This window comes from Nocardioides sp. HB32, from assembly GCF_054058995.1.
In genome coordinates, this window is record NZ_JBSSBS010000001.1 from 597,534 (window position 1) to 617,411 (window position 19,878).

Sequence of the window (19,878 nt, forward strand, 5' to 3'; positions counted from 1 at the left end):
AGCCTGCCGCAGGCCCGAGCTCGCCCCCTGGGGTCCTGGTGTCAGTGCCGGAGGCGCACCGTCCGCGTGTCCCCGCCGATCCTCAGCGTGGCCTTCTTGAGCGCCTTGGACCCGAGGGCCCTCTTGCCGGCGGCGGTCGTGTGCAGCCGCAGCATGCCCTTCTTGCCGGACCGGATCTTGTACGCGCCCTTCGCGAGCACCGTCCCGGCCTTGATGGTCCGGCCGCCGACCTTGATCGTCGACGCCGTGACCAGCGTGGCCCGGCCCTTGCAGGTGCCCCCGCCGCTGCCGCAGCGGACGGCCGCGGACACCGTCGCACCGGACACCGCGAGCGGTGCCAGCGGCGTGACGACCGGCGAGTCGTCGACCTGGATGCTGACGCTGTCGCTGTTGTCGACGCTGGTCGTCTCCGGGGTCGAGGTGGTCACGGTCGCGGTGTTCACGACGTGGCCGCCCTGGTCGGCGCCCTTCTCGGTGCGGTTCTTCAGGCAGAGCAGGTACAGGTCACCGCTCAGCGGCTGGCTGGTCGGGTTGTAGAACTTGAACACCCGGATGATCGGCCGTGGGTCGTTGCCGAGCACGACCAGGCCCGCGTCGATGTCGTAGCCCGCCACGATGCCCTTGGCGTCGTCCGCGCAGCTGAGCGTGAACTCCGCCTCCTGGCCAGGCTGGACGGTGATGTGCTGACGCACCTCGTCGAGCCCGAGGTGGTGGGTGTGCCCGTCCGCGACGCTGACCAGGTCGTCCAGGCAGCGCATGGTGAACGTGCCCGTGGTCGCGCCGCCGTCGTTGACGACCCCCCACGTCCAGCCGTTGGTGCCCGACGGGTACGTCGTCAGGACCGGCGCGATGCCGTCGAGCACGTAGCCGGGCTGGATCGGGGTCTGGCCCGGGCCACAGTTCAGCGTGACGTCGGTCCGGCCGTGCGGCAGCGGCTCGGTGTGGCTCATCAGGTCACCGACCACGATGTGGTGGCTGTGGCCGTTGACGACCTCGCTCTCGGTCTTCACGCACACCGAGAACACCTTCGCCTGCGCTCGTCCCGTCGCCTCGTTCACGAAGTGCGCTCGCCAGCTGTCGTTGCCGACCGCGTGGTTCTCGGTCATGTGCAGGTCGGCGAGCGTTCCGGTCCCCTGGTCGACGTGGTCGATGCGGCCCGAGCCGTCGGTCACGACGTACCCGGTCGGGCAGACGACGGTGCCGGTGGCCTCGTCGCCCGGCTCGACGTCGACCTGGACCTCGGCCTTCTGCACGTCGAAAAGGTGCTGGTGGTCCGCACCGAGCTCCGGCAGCGGGTCGATCCTGACCTGGACGTCGACGCTCCGGGTGCCCCCGGCCGGGACCGTGCCCAGCTCGCAGCGGACCGTCGAGCCGGAGCGGTCGCACGCGGCGTCCGCGGACACGAAGGTCACGCCGCTCGGCAGGGCGTCGGTCACCACCACGTCGTGGGCGTTGGCCGCGCCGGTGTTGGTGACGGTCAGCGTGTAGGTGATCACGTCCCCGACCCGCGGAGTGGCGTCGTCGACGGTCTTGACGACCTTGACGTTGGTCACCGTCGGCTGGACCGGGGTGTGGGTGGAGTCGGTGTCCTGCACCGTGCCGCCGTCCGGCGTCCTGCCGGTCGCCGTCGCGGTGTTGTCGACGCCGCCGCTGGTCACGTCGGCCGCGGTGACGGTGTAGACGACGTCCGTGCACTCGAAGGACTCGTCCGGGTCGAGACCGCCCGATGGGCACGTCACGGGACCGACCTTCGGGTCGCTCACCGTCACCGGGTCGAGCTTCACGTTGCCGGTGTTGGTCACCTGGAACGAGTAGCTGACGGTGTCGCCGGCGTCCGGGCCGTTGCCGTCCAGGTCGTCGACCGCACTGGCGGTCTTGGACAGCTGGATCGAGCCGGTGGCGGGCAGGTCCACGGTCCGCGAGTCGTCGTCCGTCACGGTGCCGCCGGTCGGCGTGCTGCCGGTGACGGTCGCGGTGTTGTCGACCGAGCCGTTGTCGACGTCGGCCTGGGTCAGCGTGTAGGTGCGCGGGTCGCAGTCGACCGACGCACCCGGCGCCAGCGGGCTGCTCGGGCAGGACACCGGACCGACCTTCGGGTCGGCGACGGTGATGTTGGTGAGCGTGACGTTGCCGGCGTTGGTGACCTTGAACGTGTAGGTCACGGTGTCACCGTCGTCGATGCCGTTGCCGTTGAGGTCGTGTACCGCGCTGGCGGTCTTCACCAGGTTGATCGATGCGCTCGGCGCCACCGGGGTGGTCGTCGAGTGGGTGTCGGTGACCTCGGAGCCGGTCGGCGGGGTGCCGTGGGCGGTCGCGGTGTTCGCCACCGTGCCGGCGTTCACGTCGGCCTGCGTCAGTGCGTACGTCCTGTCGGTGCACGCGACGGTCGCACCGGGTGCGAGCGGACCCGACGGGCAGCTGATCGCGCCACCGAGCTTCGGGTCGCTGACCGTGACCGGGTTCAGCGTCACGTTGCCGGTGTTCTTCACCGTGAACGAGTAGACGATGGTGTCGCCGGCGTCGGGACCGTTGCCGTCGGTGTCGTTGATCGAGCCCGCGACCTTGTCCAGGAAGAGCGACGGCCCGGCCGGGACCGGCGTCGTCGTCGAGTCGGTGTCGGTGACCTCGGAGCCGGTCGGCGGCGTGCCGTGGGCGGTCGCGGTGTTCGCCACCGTGCCGCCGTCCACGTCGGCCTGCGTCAGTGCGTACGCCTTGTTCGTGCAGGCGACCGTCGCACCGGGCGCCAGCGCGGTGCCCGGGCAGGTGATCGCGCCGAGCTTCGGGTCGCTCACGGTCACCGGGATCAGCGTCACGTTGCCGGTGTTCTTCACCGTGAACGAGTAGGTGACGGTGTCACCGGCGTCCGGACCGTTGCTGTCACCGTCGACGATCGGCCCGGCCGACTTGTCGAGCTCCAGCGCCGGAGCCGCCGGCACCGGGCTGTTCGTCGTGTCCTGGTCGGTGACCTCGGGACCGGTCGGCGGCGTGCCGTGCGCGGTCGCGGTGTTCTGGACCCTGCCGAGGTCGACGTCGGCCTGGGTGAGGACGTACGCCGGCGCGGTGCACGTGACGGACGCGCCCGGCGCGAGCTGGTTCGGCGAGCAGGTCACGGTGCCGACCTTCGGGTCGGTCACGGAGACGGGGTTCAGCGTCACCGTGCCGATGTTGGTGACCTTGAACGTGTAGGTGATCCGGTCGCCCGCGTCCGGCCCGTTGCCGTCGAGGTCGACGATCGCGCCGGCGACCTTGTCGAGGTCGACGAGCGCCGTGGTGCCGGTCAGGATCGTCGTCGTCGAGTCCTCGTCGGTGACGTTGCTGCCCGTCGGCGGCTTGCCCGTCGCGGTCGCGGTGTTGTCCACGCGGCCGTTGTTCACGTCGGCCTGCGTCAGCGTGTAGTCCTTGTTCGGGCAGGTCATCGACTGGCCCGGGTCGAGCGAGCTCGTCGGGCACGGGATGGTGCCGCCGAGCTTCGGGTCGCTGACCGCGACGAGGGTGAGCCCGACGTTGCCGCGGTTGGTCACGACGAAGGAGTAGGTGATCACGTCACCGACGTCCGGGCCGTTGCTGTCGAGATCCTTGAGCGTGCTCGCGGACTTGTCGACCTCGATCGCCGGCAGCGACGGGACCGGGACGGTCGCGGTGTCGGTCGCGGTGACCGCCGAGCCGGTCGGCGGCGTGCCCTTCGCGGTCGCGCTGTTGTTCACCACGCCGGCGTTCACGTCGGCCTGGGTGAGGACGTACGGCGCTGCCGTGCAGGTGACGGAGTCCCCCGGAGCGAGCGTCGTCGGCGCGCAGGTCACCGTGCCGACCTTCGCGTCGGTGACGCCGACCGAGGTCAGCGGCACGTTGCCGGTGTTGGTCACCTTGAACGTGTAGGTGATCTTGTCGCCGGCGTCCGCGCCGTTGCTGTCCTGGTCGACGATCGCGCCGGCGACCTTGTCCAGCGCGACCCTCGGGTTGGCCGGCACGATGGTCGAGACGGTGTCGTCGTCGGTGACGATCACGCCGTTGGGGCCCTTGCCGGTGACCGAGGCGGTGTTGTCGACCTTGCCGGCGGTGACGTCGGCAGCGAGCAGCGTGTAGCTCTTGGGCGTGCAGGTCATGCTCGCGCCCACCGCCAGCGTCGTCTGCGGGCAGGTCACCGCGCCGACCTTGGCGTCGGTCACGGCGATGTTGCTGAGGGCGGTGTTGCCGGTGTCGGTCACCTTGAACGAATAGGTGACCGTGTCGCCGGCGTCCGGCCCGTTGCCGTCGAGGTCGCTGATCGCGCCAGCGGTCTTGTCGATCTCGATCGCCGGGAGCAGCGGCAGGTTGGTGAACGTGCAGACGGCGGTCGTGCCGGAGGTGCTCGGCATCGTGAACGTGCCGCTGTTGCCGGTGCCCTCGGAGAGCGTCGAGCCGTCGCCGGCCTTCACGCACTTCCACGTCGTCGTGTAGTCGTTGAGGTCCGTGCCGCCCGAGGCGGTCTGGGTGATCGTGTAGGTCGTGCTCGGCAGCACGACGACCGGGCCCGCGACCTCGCCGGAGGCGTCCTGCAGCCCGGTGTCCGTGCCGGTGGTGGTGCCGGTGTTGCCGGTGGTCACGCCGCCGCCCGTGATCGCGACCTTGAACTGGTCGGCGCTGTCGTGGCGGCCCTGCGGCAGGTCCACACGCGCCGAGGCGACGCTCGGCGCCGTGCACGAGGCCATGTCGGACAGGCTCAGCGAGACGGTCTTGGTCTGCACGAGCACACCGCTGGAGGGATTGATCTTCAGCACCTTGCCGGAGCCGGTGCCGACGACCAGGTAGCCGTCGCCGTTGAACGCCATCGAGGCGTACTGGCCGGAGTTGTCCGGCAGGGTGGTCAGGAGGTTCGCGGTCAGCGCCGTCGTACCTGCGGTGGTGGGCAGCGGACCGTTGACGCGGGCCAGCGTGCCGGCCGCGGTGGTGCTGGCGTTGCTGACGACGTACAGGTTGCCGGTCGCGTCGAACGCCATGTCGCCGTTGCTCGAGAGGCCGCCGAACGTGCCGACCTGGCCGATCGAGGTGTTCGTGTTGGTGTTGAACGCGAACAGCTTCCAGGTCGAGCCGCCGGAGGCGTAGTAGTAGATCCCGTTCGCGGGGTTGATCGCACCCGCGATCACGCTGCTGGCGCTGGAGTTCGACGGGGCGCTCCAGGTGTCGGCGTCGTTGGTCGTCGCGTCGAACCGGATGATCGAGTTGTCGGCCCGGTTGAAGGCGTAGATGTACCGACCGCCGCCGCTCGGCAGCGCGAGTGCGTTGATGTCGTCGCTGCCGTCGGCCGGGATCGTCCCGTTGGGCGTGGACGTGCCGGCGGTCGGGTTGACCTTGCTGAGCACGTGCGTGTTGCCGTCGACGCTGTACACGACGTCGGTGGTGCACACGAAGCTCGGCGAGGACGACGAGCCACCTCCGGCCGCACGCGCGGGTGCGGCAGGCACCAGCACGAGAGCCAGGGCAGCTAGTGCCATGGTGAGCACGACGACGCCCGCTCGACGAGCGTGGTCGTGCGGATACGCAGAAATGAGTGCGCGCGTCAGCGGCTTCATCGCGGTGGCCCCCCAGCCTCAGCCCGTCTCCGGGCAGTACGGTGCGATCGGCGAAACGGTAGGGGCTCCGCGGGTCGCCCGCGGCATCTTGAGGAAATCCTGAGAACCGGTCGGCTCCGAATGCGCTGTATGCGCACTCGTCTGCTGTACGCCGGCTTCGGAGTCCTCGCCGCCCTCGTCGGGGTCGCGGCCGGGCATGTCGTGGCCGCCGCTCTCGAGCCCGCGTCGTCACCGGTGCTGGTGGTCGGGTCGACGGTGATCGACCTGACGCCCACACCCCTGAAGGAATGGGCCATCCAGCGCTTCGGCACGCACGACAAGACGGTGCTGGTGGGCTCGGTGATGGTGGGCGTGCTGCTGCTCGCGGCGGTCGCGGGGCTGCTCGCGCGACGCCGTTTCCGGTACGGCGCAGCCCTGCTCCTCGTCCTCGTGGCGATCCCCGCGGTGGCCGCGCTGCGCCGTCCCGGAGCCGCTCCGAGCGACGTGCTGCCGAGCCTCGTGGCGGCGGTCACGGGGGTTGCGGCGCTGGCCTGGCTGGTCCGTACCAGTACGCCACCGGAGGCCGGCGGGCGACGCGGCGTGCTGCTCGCCGGCGGGGTCCTCGTCGGCGCCGCGGTCGGCCTCGGGGCGGCCGGGCAGTGGCTCACCTCGTACCGGACCCGCCCGGTCAGCATCGACCTGCCGGCCGCCGCCGACCCGGCCGGGCCGTTCCCGGCCGGCCTGGACCAGCGGGTGCCCGGGATCACGCCGTTCCGCACGCCGCGGTCCGACTTCTACCGCGTCGACACCCGGCTGACGCTGCCGATCGTCGACCCGGACGGCTGGACGCTGACCATCGACGGGGACGTGGACGACGAGGTGACGCTCACCCTCGACGACCTCCTCGCCATGCCGCTGGTCGAGCGCGACATCACGCTCACCTGCGTCTCCAACGAGGTCGGCGGCACGTACGTCGGAGCCGCGCGCTGGCTCGGCGTCCCCCTGACCGACCTGCTCGACAAGGCGGGCATCGACCGCACGAAGGCCGACCAGATCCTCAGCACCGACGTCGACGGCATGACGATCAGCACCCCGCTCGACGTCGCCACCGACGGCCGGGACGCCATGATCGCGGTCGGGATGAACGGGGCGTCGCTGCCACGCGAGCACGGCTTCCCGGCGCGGATGGTGGTGCCCGGCCTGTACGGCTTCGTCGGCGCCTGCAAGTGGATCACCCGGATGACGCTGACGACGTACGCCGAGCAGGACGCCTACTGGACCCATCGGAAGTGGGCGACCGACGCGCCGATCAAGCTCTCGAGCCGGATCGACACCCCGAAGCCGCTCTCGACCGTCGACGCCGGGCGCACCGTGATCGGCGGCATCGCGTGGGCGCAGCACAGCGGTGGCGTGCAGAAGGTCGACGTGCGCGTCGACGGCGGCGCGTGGCTGCCCGCCCGGCTCGGCCCGAGCGCGGGCAGCGACTACTGGCGCCAGTGGTACCTGCCGTGGACGGCCGAGCCCGGCCAGCACACCCTCGCCGTACGCGCGACCGACGGCGACGGCGAGGTGCAGACGATGGCGCGCGCGACGCCGTTCCCGGCCGGGTCCAGCGGCGTGCAGCAGATCGTCGTCAACGTCAGGTGACCGACGTCACCCATCCGGTCGGCGAGCGGCTCCGAACCACTCACCGACCAGACCCGAACGGGAAGGCAACACCATGAACCGCTCCCTCCGCCGTACCAGTGGCATCGCCGCACTCGCACTCACCGCCAGCATGGGGCTGGCCGCGTGCAGCAGCAGCGACTCCTCCGGTGACTCCACCGCGAGCGACACCCCGAGCTCGATGAGCAGCCCCTCCGACGACATGGGGTCGGACGCCGCCGTCGACGCCGGCGCCCAGACGTTCGGCGCCGGCTGCGCCGCCGTTCCCAGCTCCGGCGGCGGCTCGTTCAACGGGATGGCGACCGAGCCGGTCGCGACCGCGGCGAGCGCGAACCCGTTGCTGAAGACGCTCGTCGCCGCCGTCGGCGAGGCCGGCCTCGGGGACACGCTGAACTCGGCCGACGGCATCACGGTGTTCGCACCGACCGACGACGCGTTCGCGAAGATCCCGAAGAAGGCCCTGAACGCCGTCCTGGCCGACAAGCAGACGCTGACCAAGGTCCTGACGTACCACGTGGTGCCGGGCCAGCTCACGCCCGACCAGCTCGCCGGCACGCACCAGACCCTCGAGGGCGACGACCTGACGGTGCAGGGCTCGGGCGAGGACTTCACCGTGGGGTCGGGCGACGCGCACGTCCTGTGCGGCAACATCCCGACCGCGAATGCCACTGTGTACGTCATCGACTCCGTGCTGATGCCCTGACGGGCAGGAGGAGCGACACGTGGACCACATCCGGCCTGTCGAGTCCGGCGGCCCGTCCCCCGAGGACGGGCCGCCGGCTCCCGACCTGGTCGACCTGCTCCGGTCGTCCGGTCGCGGCGACGAGCGCGCGTTCGCCCTCCTGTACGACGCCACGGCGTCGCGGGTGTTCGGCCTCGCGCTCCGCGTCGTGCGTGACCGGGCCCAGGCCGAGGAGGTGACCCAGGAGTCGTTCCTGGAGATCTGGCGCACCGCCGGGCGCTACGACCCCGACCGGGGCAGTCCGCTCTCGTGGCTGCTGACGATCACGCACCGCAAGTCGGTGGACCGGGTCCGGTCAGCGGAGTCGGCATCGCGACGCGACACCACGTACCAGCACCACAACCAGCCCGTCGATCACGACTCGACCGCCGAGGCCGCGCAGGCCTCGCTCGAGGCGCGCCGGGTCAGGGGGGCGCTGGCGCACCTGACCGAGGTGCAGCGCGAGGCCGTCAGCCTCGCCTATCTCGGCGGCTACACACACACGGAGGTGGCGACCATGCTCGACCTGCCGGTCGGCACTGCCAAGACCCGCATCCGGGACGGACTGATCCGGCTGCGCGACGCCCTGGGGGTGGGCTCATGAGTGAGCGAAGCGAACTCGTCATCCAAGACAGCGTGCCATGTGCCTCATGCGCGCACGGAGCGAAGCGAGTACGCGCATGAGTGACATCCACGCTCTCTCCGGCGCGTACGCCGTCGACGCGCTCGACGGCCTCGAGCGCGCGGCGTTCGAGCGCCACCTCGCCGAGTGCCCGGAGTGCCGCGCCGAGGTGGCCGGCCTCCGTGAGGCCGCCGGCCTGCTCGCCGAGACGACGCCCGTCGAGCCGCCCGCCGAGCTCCGCGCCGCGGTGCTCGCCGGCATCGGCTCGATCCGTCCACTGCCCCCCGAGGTGCCGGTGGCCCGGCCGCGCCCGCGGCGTACCGCCCGGTGGCTGGTCGCCGCCGCGGCCGCCGTCCTGCTGGCCGGCGGAGGTGCCGTCGCCTGGCAGCAGCCGTGGTCGGACACGAGCCAGGGCAGCGTCCCGATCGCCGACCAGGTGCTGCACGCGTCGGACGCCAAGAGCACGTCGCTGGACTTCCCCGGCGGCGCGAAGGCGACGGTGACCCACTCCGACGGGCTCGACAAGGCGGTCATCGTCACGAAGGACATGCCGGCCCCGCCGGACGGGAAGGTCTACCAGCTGTGGCTGGACCAGCCCGGGCGCGGCATGGTCTCCGCCGGCGTGATGCCGGTCGCCGCCGACCAGACCGTCATCCTCAGCGGCGACGCCGCCACGGCACTCGCTGCGGGCATCACCGTCGAGCCGGCAGGTGGCTCCACATCGCCCACGACCAAGCCGATCGCGCTGTTCGACTTCGGGAGGACCAGTGCCTGACCCACGACAGCGCGTCGCCGTCGTCGGCTCCGGGGTCGCCGGGCTGACCGCGGCGTACGTCGCCTCCCGCACCGCACGGGTGACGCTCTACGAGGCGGACGACCGGCTCGGCGGCCACGCCGACACGCATCAGGTCGAGGAAGGCCCCGACGGGCACGCGATCGACACCGGCTTCATCGTGCACAACGAGCGGACCTATCCCACGCTGCTGCGGCTGTTCCGTGAGCTCGGGGTCGCGACGCAGGAGTCGGAGATGTCGATGTCCGTGCGCGACGACGTCTCCGGGGTCGAGTACGCCGGGGCGCTCGGCGCGCGGGGGCTCTTCCCGGGCGGCCGCAACCTCGCCAGCCCGGCGTACCTGCGGATGCTCGTCGACATCCCACGGTTCCACCGGCTGGCTCGGCGGCTCCGCGACGACGTGACGCTCCGCGAGTTCCTCGACCGGCACCGCTTCCCGCCGTACTTCCGCCGGCACTTCATGGAGCCGCTGGTCGCCGCGGTCTGGTCGTGCGACCCGGCGGTGGCGCTGGAGTACCCGGCGCGCTACCTGTTCGCGTTCCTCGAGCACCACGGGATGCTGTCCGTGTCGGACTCGCCGCAGTGGCGCACGGTCACCGGCGGCTCGCACGAGTACGTGCGCCGGGTCGCGGACGTGCTGCCGGACGTGCGGCTCGGCACCAAGGTCACCTCGGTCCTCGAGACCGCGGACGGGGTGGACGTCACGGACGGCAACGGCTCCGTCGAGCGGTACGACGCCGTCGTCCTCGCGACGCATCCGGGCCAGGCGCTGGCGATGCTGGCCGCGCCGACGGCCGCGCAGCGCGAGGTCATGGGTGCGATCGACTACTCGCACAACGTCGCGCTGCTGCACACCGACACCTCGGTGCTGCCGCGCGCCGAGGGCGCCCGCGCGTCGTGGAACTTCCACCGGCCGGCCGAGGCCCGCGGCCACGTCACCGTCACCTACGACCTGACCCGGCTGCAGCGGCTGCCCACCACCACGCGCTACCTCGTCACGCTCGGAGGCGAGGACCTCGTCGACCCGGCGCTGGTCCTCGGCCGGATGGAGTACGAGCACCCGCTCTACACGCCCACGTCGGTCGCCGCCCAGGCCCGGCTGCCCGAGCTCGACACCGACCGGCTCGCGTTCGCCGGCGCGTACCACGGGTGGGGCTTCCACGAGGACGGCGCGCGCTCCGGCGCCGCCGCCGCGGCGCGGCTCGGGTTCGACTGGGGTGAGCCCGAGCCGTCGCCCGGCGTCTACGCGACGACGATCCGGCACACCCGCCGGGCGCCGTTCCGGCGCACGTTCACGCACCGGTCGCACACCTGGGTGGTCGACCTGGACCGACTTCCCGACCACGGCGTCCTCGGCCGGTTCGAAGCCCGGGACCACCTCGGGGACCCGACGCTGACGATCCGCGACAACGTGGCGGCGTTCCTGCTGCGCCACGGCGTCGAGCTCGGCGCCGGCCGCTTGTGGATGGCCGCCCACCCCCGCGCGCTCGGCTACTGCTTCAACCCGATCAGCGTGTTCTGGGTCTTCCCGGAGCAGCAGCCGCCGTGCGTGGTCGTCGAGGTGCACAACACCTACGGCGACCGGCACGCCTACCTCGTGCACCCGGACGCGCACGGCCGGGCCTCCACCCCGAAGGCGATGTACGTGTCGCCGTTCCACGGCACCGACGGCCGGTACGACCTTCGGGTGCCGGTGCCGGGCGACGACCTCCTCGTGGCGGTCACGCTGACCAGCGACGACGGCGCCCGGTTCAGCGCCTCGCTGACCGGTCGCCGCTCGACCCACGGGCCGCTGCGCGCGGCGCCCGCCGCCCTGCGCGGCGCGCTGCTGATCCGCGCCCACGGCCTCGCTCTCTGGCTGCGGCGGCTCCCGGTCCGCCCGCGCCCCGACCACCACCAGGAAGCTGTCCGATGACCATCACCCCGACCCGGGCTGCCTGGCCCTCCCTCGAGGACGTCCCGGGCGGCGCACGCACCGCGGTCTCGGCCCGCGTTGCCCGCGGGCTCTTCCGTTCGGCGATGAGCCGGCTGCCGTTGGAGCCCTACGCGATCACCCTCCACCGGCCCGACGAGGTGTACGCGCGGCTCGGCCGCGACGGGCTCATCGGGTTCGGTGAGTCCTACCTGACCGGTGCCTGGGACGCCGAGGACCTGACCGGGTTCCTCACCGTCCTCGCGTCGAACGTCGCGGACCTGGTCCCGCGGCCCCTGCAGCGGATGCGCCGACTGGTGCTGCCCGGGACCCCGCGCGCCCACCGCACGACGAAGGACCACACCCGCGAGCTGATCGCCCACCACTACGACCTCTCCAACGACCTGTTCCGGCTGTTCCTCGACGAGTCGCTGACGTACTCCTCGGCGCTCTTCGACGGGACCACCGACCTGCACGAGGCGCAGCTCCGCAAGATCGACCGGCTCCTCGACGCGGCCGCCGTCGGCCCCGGCGCCCGGGTGCTCGAGATCGGCACGGGGTGGGGCGAGCTCGCGATCCGCGCCGCTGCCCGGGGAGCTACGGTCCGCTCCCTCACGCTGTCGGTCGAGCAGCAGGCGCTGGCCCGCGAGCGGATCGCGGCTGCCGGGTACGCCGACCGCGTGCAGGTCGACCTCTGCGACTACCGCGACGCGACCGGGTCGTACGACGCCGTCCTCTCGGTCGAGATGGTCGAGGCGGTCGGGTACGAGTACTGGCCGACCTACTTCCGCACGCTGGACCGGGTGCTGGCGCCCGGCGGTCGCGTCGGGCTGCAGGCGATCCTGATGCCGCACCACCGGATGCTGGCGACGCGCGGCAGCTACACGTGGATCAACAAGTACGTCTTCCCCGGTGGCTTCCTGCCGTCGGCCCGGGCGATCGACGAGATCACCTGCCGGGAGACGACGCTGCGGGTCGTGGACCGGCTGGCGTTCGGCGCCGACTACGCCGAGACGCTGCGCCGGTGGGACGAGGCGTTCCTCGCCCGCCGGGACGAGGTGCTCGCCCTCGGGTTCGACGAGACCTTCCTGCGGATGTGGCACTTCTACCTCTGCTACTCGCGGGCCGGGTTCGCGTCCGGGTACCTCGACGTGCAGCAGCTGACCCTCGCCCGGGAGGACTGATGGAGTGTGCCCGTGCCTGACTTCCTGATCGTGGCCGGCCTGTCGCTCGCGGTCGCGCTCGTCGTGATGACGCTGACCGCGCTGGCCGCCGTACGCCTCGGCCGCGTGTCGGTCGTCGACGTCGCCTGGGGACTGGCCCTGGTCGGGGTCGCGCTCGTCTGCGCGGTCGTCTCGGGTGACTGGCAGTCGTGGCTGCTGGTCGGCCTGGTCGCGGTGTGGGGCGGCCGCCTGTCGTCGCACATCTTCACCCGTGCCCGCGGCCACGGTGAGGACCCGCGCTACCGCGAGCTGCTCGGCGGATCGCTTCCGGAGGTCGGCGTCGGCGTCGCCGTACGCCGGGTCTTCCTGGTGCAGGGCGCGGCGGTCTGGCTGGTCTCGCTGCCGCTGCAGGCCGCGGCCCTCTCGTCCACCTCGTGGACGTGGGCGGTCTGGCTGGGGCTGCTCGTCTGGGTCGTGGGCGTGGTGTTCGAGTCCGTCGGCGACGCCCAGCTCTCGGCGTACAAGCGCGACCCGGACCGCGGCCCGGTGATGGACCGCGGGCTCTGGTCCTGGACGCGGCACCCCAACTACTTCGGCGACGCCTGCGTCTGGTGGGGCATCTGGCTCGTCGGCGGGGTCGCCTCCGGCTGGCTGGCGGCGGCCGTCACTGTCCTCTCGCCGGCCGCCATGACCGTCTGGCTGGTGTGGATCACCGGCGCCCGGCTGCTGGAGAGGACGATGATGAAGCGCGCGGGCTATCCGGCGTACGCCGCGCGCACCTCGATGTTCGTGCCGCTCCCGCCGCGCCGGGGCGCGCGCCGGGGCTAGGTGTACCCGGCAGGGACGTTGCCGGCCGCCGGCCTGTGGCTTGCGGACCGTGGGTGGTGGCGACCGACATGGCAGCGGACCGGGACGGCGGGTGGGTGGTGGCGGTCGTTCCCCGGCTTGCGGTCCGCGGCTGGTGGCGACCGACATAGCAGCTAGGGGGCGGCGGGTGGGTGGTTGCGGTCGCCTCCCGGCTTGCGGTCCGCGACGCGTCGGCATGTCTGCGGGTTGCGGGCTGATCGGTGGTGACGACCGACATGGCAGCGAACGGGGACGGCGGGCGGGTGGTGGCGGTCGCCTCCCGGCTTGCCGGCCGCGACGCGTCGGCATGTCCGTGGGTTGCGGGCTGGTCGGTGGTGACGACCGACAGGCAGCGAGCGGGGACGGCGGCTGGGTGGTGGCGGTCGCCTCCCGGCTTTGCCGGCAGCCGGCCACCACCAACTGTGGAAACAGGCCGAAAACCGTGACCGGTTCGTTACCCAGACCCCTGTGAAATAAGGCCTTTCAGGCCTCTCAGTGTCGGTGGTCGATGCTTGAGTAGGTGTCATGGCAGCCACCACGATCACCCGCGCAGCACAGGTGATCGACGCTGCCCGCGAGCAGCACCAGATCGAGAACGCCGCCGCGATCCGCAAGCTCCAGCTCGCGGTCCAGTGGGTCGAGCTGCACCCCGGCGACGAGGTCGACGACGAGTCCGCGGAGGGCGTGGACTGGTCGATGCGGGACCTGCAGATCGCCGGGGCGGGGGCGCCCACGATCGACGAGGGCGCGGTCGCGGAGTTCGCGCTCGCGGTCGGGCTGTCCACCGACGCCGGCCGGGACTACCTCGGCGACGCGGTCGAGCTCGCGCACCGGCTACCGCGGATCTGGCACCGCGTCCTGGACGGCCGGCTGCCGGTGTGGAAGGCCCGCAAGATCGCCCGGGCCACCCACTCCCTCCCTCCCGCGGGAGCGGGGTTCGTGGACCGGGCGCTGTACTTCGTGGCCCACAAGTGCACGTTCGCCGAGCTCGACCGGCAGGTCGAGAAGGCCCGCGCCGAGCACGACCCCGCCGAGACCGAGCGCCGCCGCCTGGCCGCGGCCGAGCAGCGGCACTTCAAGGTGCACCTGAAGTACATGACCGCCGAGGGCCTGGTGCCGATCTCCGGGATGCTCGACGTCGCCGACGCGGTCGCCCTGGACGCCGTGGTCGCGGCGAAGGCCGACACCCTGGACCCCGCGCTGCCCCTCGAGGTGCGCCGCGCGATCGCGGCCGGCCTCCTCGGCGACCCACCGGCCGGGCAGCCGCGGCGGGAGGTGGTGATCTACGCCCACACCCGCCCCGGCCAGACCATGGTCGACCTGGACAACACCCGCTCGGTGATCACCCCCGAACACCTCCAGCACTGGTGCCAGCAGGCCGGCACGAAGGTGACCGTGCGGCCGGTCATCGACCTCAACGAGGAGCTGGCCACCGAGACCTACCAGGCCACCCCGGTGATGAAGGAACAGGTCCGGCTCCGGCACCCCGAGTGCCCGTTCCCGTTCTGCCACCGGCCTTCCTGGCGCCAAGGCCAGCACGCCGACACCGACCACACCATCGAATGGCCGCTCGGCGCGACCACCACCTCGAACCTCGCACCCCTGTGCCGAGGACACCACCGGCTCAAGACCTTCACCGACTGGACCTACCACCACGCCCCCGGCACCGGGTTCATCTGGACCAGCCCCCTCGGCCACCGACATACCGGCTGACCCCCACCCCGCCGACCACGGCCGGCGGGGCCTCAGTCGTGTCCGTTCCCGCGAAAAGCGCCCCGGCGGTCCAGCTGTACCCGGCAGACAGGTTCATGACAGTCGGCTCGCGGAGAGCTGGTAGCTGAAGTGGTTGTCGGTCCTCACCCGTTCGATGCGGGTGATGCCGCGGGTAGCGAAGTACGCCGCGGCGCGGACCAGGAAGCCGGCGCAGGTCGCGCCTCCTCGTCCGGCAGGACCTCGGAGTAGGCCAGCCGGAGGTGGTCGTCGATGAGTTAGTGGACGTGGTCGAACCCGATCTTCGCGCGCTTCTTCGCCGCGGTGGATCCGGCCGACCTCCAGAGCCGGGAGGCAACCGCAACCACCCACCCGCCATCCCCGCTCGCTGCCTAGCGGCCGCCACCACCGACCAGCCGCAAACCCGCGGACATGCCAACGAGACTCACGGCTCCGTGCGGTCACCCGTCTCCCCGTCGCCCTGCTCGCGCTTCCGCTGCTCGTCGTACGCCTTGCGCTGGGCCTCCGCGCGCTCGCGCACCTGGCGGAGGAACTCCTCGTCCTTCTCCGGGTCGACGGCGGCGGCACGGCCGGGGCGGTCGTACTCGGGGAACGACGGCTGCTGGCGCTCGTACGCCGACCGGCGCGCGGCGCCGTCGTCGGGGCGGCCGGCGACCAGCCAGGCGATCGAGCCCACGAACGGGAACAACAGGACGATGATGATCCAGGCCGCCTTGGGCAGGTTGCGGACCCGGTCCGCCGGGCTGCCGATCGCGTCGACCAGGCAGAAGACCCAGAGCGCGAACGCCACCACCCCGAAAAGACCCTCGATCTTGATCACGGCGGCAGTCTGGACCCCCTCCGCTCCCGACGTCAGGAGAATCGCGTGGTTGACTCGCGGGCATGGACGCCGATCGGGTCGGCGAGGCGTTCGCGGCGGTCCCGCGGGCGTGGTTCCTCCCGCGGTCGCAACGCGGGCGGGCGGCGTACGACGGCCCGATCGACATCGGCCACGGCCAGACGAGCTCGCAGCCGCGCACGGTCGAGAACATGCTGCGCCTGCTCGAGGTGCGGCCGGGCGACCGGGTGCTCGACGTCGGCTCCGGCTCCGGGTGGACGACCGCCCTGCTCGCGCACCTGACCGGACCGGAGGGCGAGGTGCTCGGCCTCGAGCTCGAGCCGGAGCTGGTGGAGTTCGGCCGTGGGAACCTCGCCCGCGGCACCTGGCCGCGGGCGCGGATCGAGGCGGCGGACCCGGACGTGCTCGGCGACCCGGCCGGCGCGCCGTACGACCGGATCCTGGTCTCGGCCGGGGCACGGGAGCTGCCCGCCACCCTCGTCGACCAGCTCGGACCGTCGGGCCGGATGGTGATCCCGGTGAACGGCGAGATGCTGCTGGTCGAGAACGATGACGGGCAACCGGTCGTCAGCCGGCACGGCTACTACCGGTTCGTGCCGCTGCGGTGAGTGCTACGAGGAGGGATAGACCTCCCACGCGTACCAAGTGCTGCCGGGCGTCCGCCACTCCCCGACGACCTCGTCGTCGCTGATGAAGTGTCCCTTGTAGCACCAGTCGCGCGAGCAGACCTCGTTCCAGTGGCCGGTGTTGTCCACGGTGGTGCTCGGGAAGTCACCGAACCCGTTCACCGTGAACCCGGAGACGTGGGTGCCGTTCCACCTCAGGTGCATGTTGTTCCCGTGGTGGTCGAAGCCGCGCCAGGTGCCCTGGAAGTAGCTCGGTCCGGACGGGGTGCGAGCGCTCCACACGTGGTAGGTGCGGTCCCCGCCGCGCCGCCACTTCCCCACCACGTCGGTGGGGCTGACCCACCGGCCGGAGAAGCAGACCCCGTTGTTGCACCGCTCGTCCCAGAAGTCGTTGCCGCCGACGTGCGCGTTGCCGAAGCTCAGCTGCCCGACGTAGAAGCTCTTCACCTCCGTGCCGTCGAACTTCAGGGTCACCGGGAGGTTCTGGTGGTCGGCCCCGGTGTAGTCGCCCCGCTTCGGGATCGTGCTGCGCTCGTGGGCCGGCGAGCCGGCGGCCGCGGCGTGCTTGCCGCCGTGGGCGTCGGCGGTGGAGCCGATCAGGCAGGCGACGACGGCGGTGAGTGCGATGGTGAGTGCGCCGATCCGGCGCGGGATGCTCGGCGCGCGCATCAGTGGGCGTACACGTAGGCGGTGAAGTGGGACTCGTGGCCCTGGTTCGGGTCGTTCCAGATCCCGAAGAACTCGGTGTCCGACGCCCAGTGGCCGCGCACGCACTTGCGGGTGTGCGAGTCGCACCTGTGGTGGACGGTGGCGCCACTGACCGGCGCGCTGCTCACGATCAGGTGGCCGTTCACCGTGACGTTCGAGAGCGAGTGCCCGTCGAAGTAGAAGCGCACGGACCGGTCGTGGCCGTCGCGGCCGAGGTAGTGGCCGTGGTACGGCAGCACGGACCGGGCCTCGAGCCCGGCGTGCGCCGCGTCCGCCGGAGCGGTGACGACGAGCCCCACCCCGGCGGTCATGAGTAGTACGGCGAACGTCGCGCCGATCCTGCGCAGCATGATGTGTCTCCCCTCGAGTCCCCTGTGCCCCCCGGCCTCGCCACGCTAGGTGGGCCACCCCCCGGAAGCCATCGCCTGACCGGGCCATGGCGCCGCTGGGGTCGGGACCGTTCACCGCCCGTTCCCGGGCCGCCCCTATCCTGCGCGGGTGACCGATGCGCCCGCCGAGCTCCTGCGGCTCGCCTCCGCGGACAACTTCCGCGACGTCGCGGGCACCGGGTCCGGCCACCCGACCCGGGACGGCGGGCGCGTCCGCCGCGGGGTCTTCTACCGGTCGAACGAGCTCCAGCTGACCGACGCCGACGCGACGGCCCTCGCGGACCTCGGCATCGCCGCCATCCACGACCTGCGCAGCACGCCGGAGGTCGAGGCGCACCCGGACGTCGTGGTGCCGGGCGCCGCCTGGCACCACGTCGAGGTCGCCGGCATCCCGATGGCGATGGTGGACGGACTCCACGACACCGCCGCCGCGGAACGCGTCATGCGCGAGGTGTACGACGCGTTCGTCCGCTCGGCGGGGGCGCGGGCGTCGTACGCCCGCCTGCTGACCGCGCTCGCGACCGGGGAGCTGCCCCAGCTCTTCCACTGCACCGCCGGGAAGGACCGCACCGGCTGGGCCGCCGTACTGCTGCTGGAGATCGCCGGGGTCGACCGCGGCACGATCCTCGCGGACTACCTGCTCACTAACGAGGTGTCGTCGGCGACCCGGGAGAAGTATCTCGCGCTGATCGCCGAGCACCTCGGCCCGGACAAGGTCGCGGTGTACGAGCCGACGATGATCGTGGAGCCGGGCTACCTCCAGGCGGCGTACGACGCGATCGAGGCCGACTACGGCTCCGTCGAGGGCTACTTGCGGGACGGTCTCGGTCTGGACCAGTCCCTGCTCGACGCGTTGCGGGCCAGACTGATCGCGTGACCCGCCACCCGTACGCCGTCCGGGAGGTCGGCGTCGTGGTCGCGATCCAGGCGCTGGCCCTGGTCGCGCTCTCGCCGTTCTACGGCCCGCACCGGGACGAGCTCTACTTCGTCGTCGCCGGGCACCACCCGGCGTGGGGCTACCCGGACCAGCCGTCGTTCACCCCGCTCGTCGCGGCGTTGATGGACTCCCTCGCACCGTCGCACCTGCTGGTGCTGCGGCTGCCCGCCGTGCTGGCGGTGGCGGGCGTCGTGCTGCTCTCGGCACAGGCGGCGCGGCTGCTCGGTGCCGCGCGAGCCGGCCAGGTGCTGACCGCGGTGGCCGTCGCGTTCTCGGCGCTCGTGCCCGGGCTCGGGCACCTGCTCGAGACCTCGACCTTCGACCTGCTGTTCCTCACCGCCGTCCTGGTCGTCGTGGCCCAGTCGCTGATCGACGACCGGCCACGTCTCTGGCTCGTGGCCGGTGTGCTCGCCGGGCTCGGCCTCAACAACAAGCACTCGGTGGCGTTCCTCCTGCTCGGCCTCCTGGTCGGCGTCGCACTCACGCCCGGGACCCGGCCGATGCTCCGGACCCGATGGCCGTGGCTGGGCGGACTCGTCGCGCTGGCGATGTGGGTGCCGAACCTCGTCTGGCAGGCACAGCACGGTTGGCCGGTCTTCGCCCTGTCCGCCGACATCGCCGACGAGTACGGCGGGGTCGGCGGGCGGATCACCCTGGTCCTCGAGGCATTCGTCATGTACAGCCCCGTGATCGGGGTCGTCTGGATCGCGGGCCTCGTGCAGCTCCTGCGCCGTCCGGACTGGGAGCGCGCCCGGCCGGTCGCCTGGGCGTTCCTGGTCGTGCTGCTCGTCTACCTGGTCACCGGCGGCAAGGGGTACTACCTCGGCGGCCTGGTGCCGCCGCTGATCGCGGCCGGCTGCACCCACCTCGCGGCGAGCCGACCCTCCCGCCGCGTCGTCGGGGTCGGGGCCGTCCTCGTCGCGACGTCGGCCGTGGCGTACCCGGCGGTCGTCCCGGTGCTGCCGACCTCGACGTTCTCCGGCTCGTTCTGGGCCGACGTCAGCGACGTCCAGGGCGACACCATCGGCTGGCCGGGGTACGCCGACCAGGTCCGCGCCGTCGTCGACTCGCTCTCCCCCGAGGAGCGCGAGCACGCCGTCGTCTTCACGACCAACTACGGCGAGGCCGGGGCGATGAGCTGGTACGACGTCGGGCTGCCGGCGTACAGCGGCCACAACGGCTACCGCAACTGGGGGCCGCCACCCGAGGACGCCTCGCCCGTCGTGCTCGTCCTCGAGACCCCGCCCGACGACTTCCGGGGCTGCGAGCTCCGGGACCGGCTGCGCAACGACACGAGCACCGACAACGAGGAGGTCGGCGCGGGCGTCTGGGTCTGCGACGGCCCGGTCGGCGGCTGGCGCGCGGCCTGGCCGAGGCTCGTGCACTACAACGCGTAGCG

The 19,878-nt window shown here is 72.0% G+C and carries 15 protein-coding genes and 1 pseudogene; 11 read left to right on the forward strand and 5 right to left on the reverse strand.

Translation table 11 applies throughout. The annotated features are described in order from the left end of the window. Positions 1-41: 41 nt before the first annotated feature. Positions 42-5,447: a DUF7507 domain-containing protein gene (locus tag ACVW2K_RS03105; protein WP_457201498.1), complete on the reverse strand. Its 5,406-nt coding sequence runs from the start codon at positions 5,445-5,447 to the stop codon at positions 42-44. 231 nt (positions 5,448-5,678) lie between these two features. Here ACVW2K_RS03105 and ACVW2K_RS03110 point away from each other — a divergent pair, with 231 nt between their 5' ends. From ACVW2K_RS03110 to ACVW2K_RS03145, 8 genes are all read left to right on the forward strand, one after another. Next, complete coding sequence (locus ACVW2K_RS03110; RefSeq protein ID WP_457201499.1) at positions 5,679-7,175, forward strand: molybdopterin-dependent oxidoreductase; 1,497 nt, start codon at positions 5,679-5,681, stop codon at positions 7,173-7,175. Positions 7,176-7,248: 73 nt separating this feature from the next. Continuing rightward, entirely contained in the window at positions 7,249-7,896 is a 648-nt protein-coding gene (locus ACVW2K_RS03115; RefSeq protein WP_457201500.1) for a fasciclin domain-containing protein, read from the forward strand. Between the two features lie 19 nt (positions 7,897-7,915). Next, a complete protein-coding gene (sigK, locus tag ACVW2K_RS03120) occupies positions 7,916-8,518 on the forward strand; it encodes an ECF RNA polymerase sigma factor SigK (RefSeq protein WP_028638469.1) in 603 nt (200 codons plus the stop codon). A 76-nt stretch (positions 8,519-8,594) separates the two neighbouring features. Further along, positions 8,595-9,311, forward strand: coding sequence for an anti-sigma factor (locus ACVW2K_RS03125; protein WP_457201501.1), 717 nt, complete (start codon positions 8,595-8,597; stop codon positions 9,309-9,311). Continuing rightward, positions 9,304-11,244 carry a DUF1365 family protein gene (locus tag ACVW2K_RS03130; protein WP_457201502.1) on the forward strand — a complete coding sequence of 647 codons (1,941 nt, stop codon included), beginning with the start codon at positions 9,304-9,306 and terminating at the stop codon, positions 11,242-11,244. The genes ACVW2K_RS03125 and ACVW2K_RS03130 overlap by 8 nt, the downstream gene beginning before the upstream one ends. Continuing rightward, complete coding sequence (locus tag ACVW2K_RS03135) at positions 11,241-12,425, forward strand: class I SAM-dependent methyltransferase (RefSeq protein ID WP_457201503.1); 1,185 nt, start codon at positions 11,241-11,243, stop codon at positions 12,423-12,425. The genes ACVW2K_RS03130 and ACVW2K_RS03135 overlap by 4 nt, the downstream gene beginning before the upstream one ends. A gap of 12 nt (positions 12,426-12,437) precedes the next feature. After that, the gene (locus ACVW2K_RS03140; protein ID WP_457201504.1) at positions 12,438-13,232 is read left to right on the forward strand and encodes a DUF1295 domain-containing protein; all 795 of its coding nucleotides are present in this window, start codon (positions 12,438-12,440) and stop codon (positions 13,230-13,232) included. Positions 13,233-13,775: 543 nt separating this feature from the next. Further along, positions 13,776-14,963 carry an HNH endonuclease signature motif containing protein gene (locus ACVW2K_RS03145; protein WP_457201505.1) on the forward strand — a complete coding sequence of 396 codons (1,188 nt, stop codon included), beginning with the start codon at positions 13,776-13,778 and terminating at the stop codon, positions 14,961-14,963. A gap of 111 nt (positions 14,964-15,074) precedes the next feature. Here the strand turns inward: ACVW2K_RS03145 and ACVW2K_RS03150 are convergent. Further along, positions 15,075-15,304: pseudogene (locus ACVW2K_RS03150) on the reverse strand (IS481 family transposase); the annotation flags it as partial. 101 nt (positions 15,305-15,405) lie between these two features. Next, complete coding sequence (locus ACVW2K_RS03155) at positions 15,406-15,801, reverse strand: PLD nuclease N-terminal domain-containing protein (protein WP_457201506.1); 396 nt, start codon at positions 15,799-15,801, stop codon at positions 15,406-15,408. Positions 15,802-15,863: 62 nt separating this feature from the next. Here ACVW2K_RS03155 and ACVW2K_RS03160 point away from each other — a divergent pair, with 62 nt between their 5' ends. Further along, entirely contained in the window at positions 15,864-16,427 is a 564-nt protein-coding gene (locus ACVW2K_RS03160; protein ID WP_028637753.1) for a protein-L-isoaspartate O-methyltransferase family protein, read from the forward strand. A 3-nt stretch (positions 16,428-16,430) separates the two neighbouring features. On the opposite strand, the gene ACVW2K_RS03165 is transcribed toward ACVW2K_RS03160, so the two are convergent. Together ACVW2K_RS03165 and ACVW2K_RS03170 are read right to left on the reverse strand one after the other, a co-directional pair. Next, positions 16,431-17,114, reverse strand: coding sequence for a hypothetical protein (locus ACVW2K_RS03165; protein WP_457201507.1), 684 nt, complete (start codon positions 17,112-17,114; stop codon positions 16,431-16,433). Continuing rightward, entirely contained in the window at positions 17,114-17,503 is a 390-nt protein-coding gene (locus ACVW2K_RS03170) for a hypothetical protein (RefSeq protein ID WP_457201508.1), read from the reverse strand. Before ACVW2K_RS03170 ends, ACVW2K_RS03165 begins: the two co-directional genes overlap by 1 nt. A gap of 148 nt (positions 17,504-17,651) precedes the next feature. Here ACVW2K_RS03170 and ACVW2K_RS03175 point away from each other — a divergent pair, with 148 nt between their 5' ends. Next, positions 17,652-18,419 carry a tyrosine-protein phosphatase gene (locus ACVW2K_RS03175; RefSeq protein WP_457201509.1) on the forward strand — a complete coding sequence of 256 codons (768 nt, stop codon included), beginning with the start codon at positions 17,652-17,654 and terminating at the stop codon, positions 18,417-18,419. Then, the gene (locus ACVW2K_RS03180; protein ID WP_457201510.1) at positions 18,416-19,876 is read left to right on the forward strand and encodes a glycosyltransferase family 39 protein; all 1,461 of its coding nucleotides are present in this window, start codon (positions 18,416-18,418) and stop codon (positions 19,874-19,876) included. The genes ACVW2K_RS03175 and ACVW2K_RS03180 overlap by 4 nt, the downstream gene beginning before the upstream one ends. Positions 19,877-19,878: the final 2 nt, after the last annotated feature.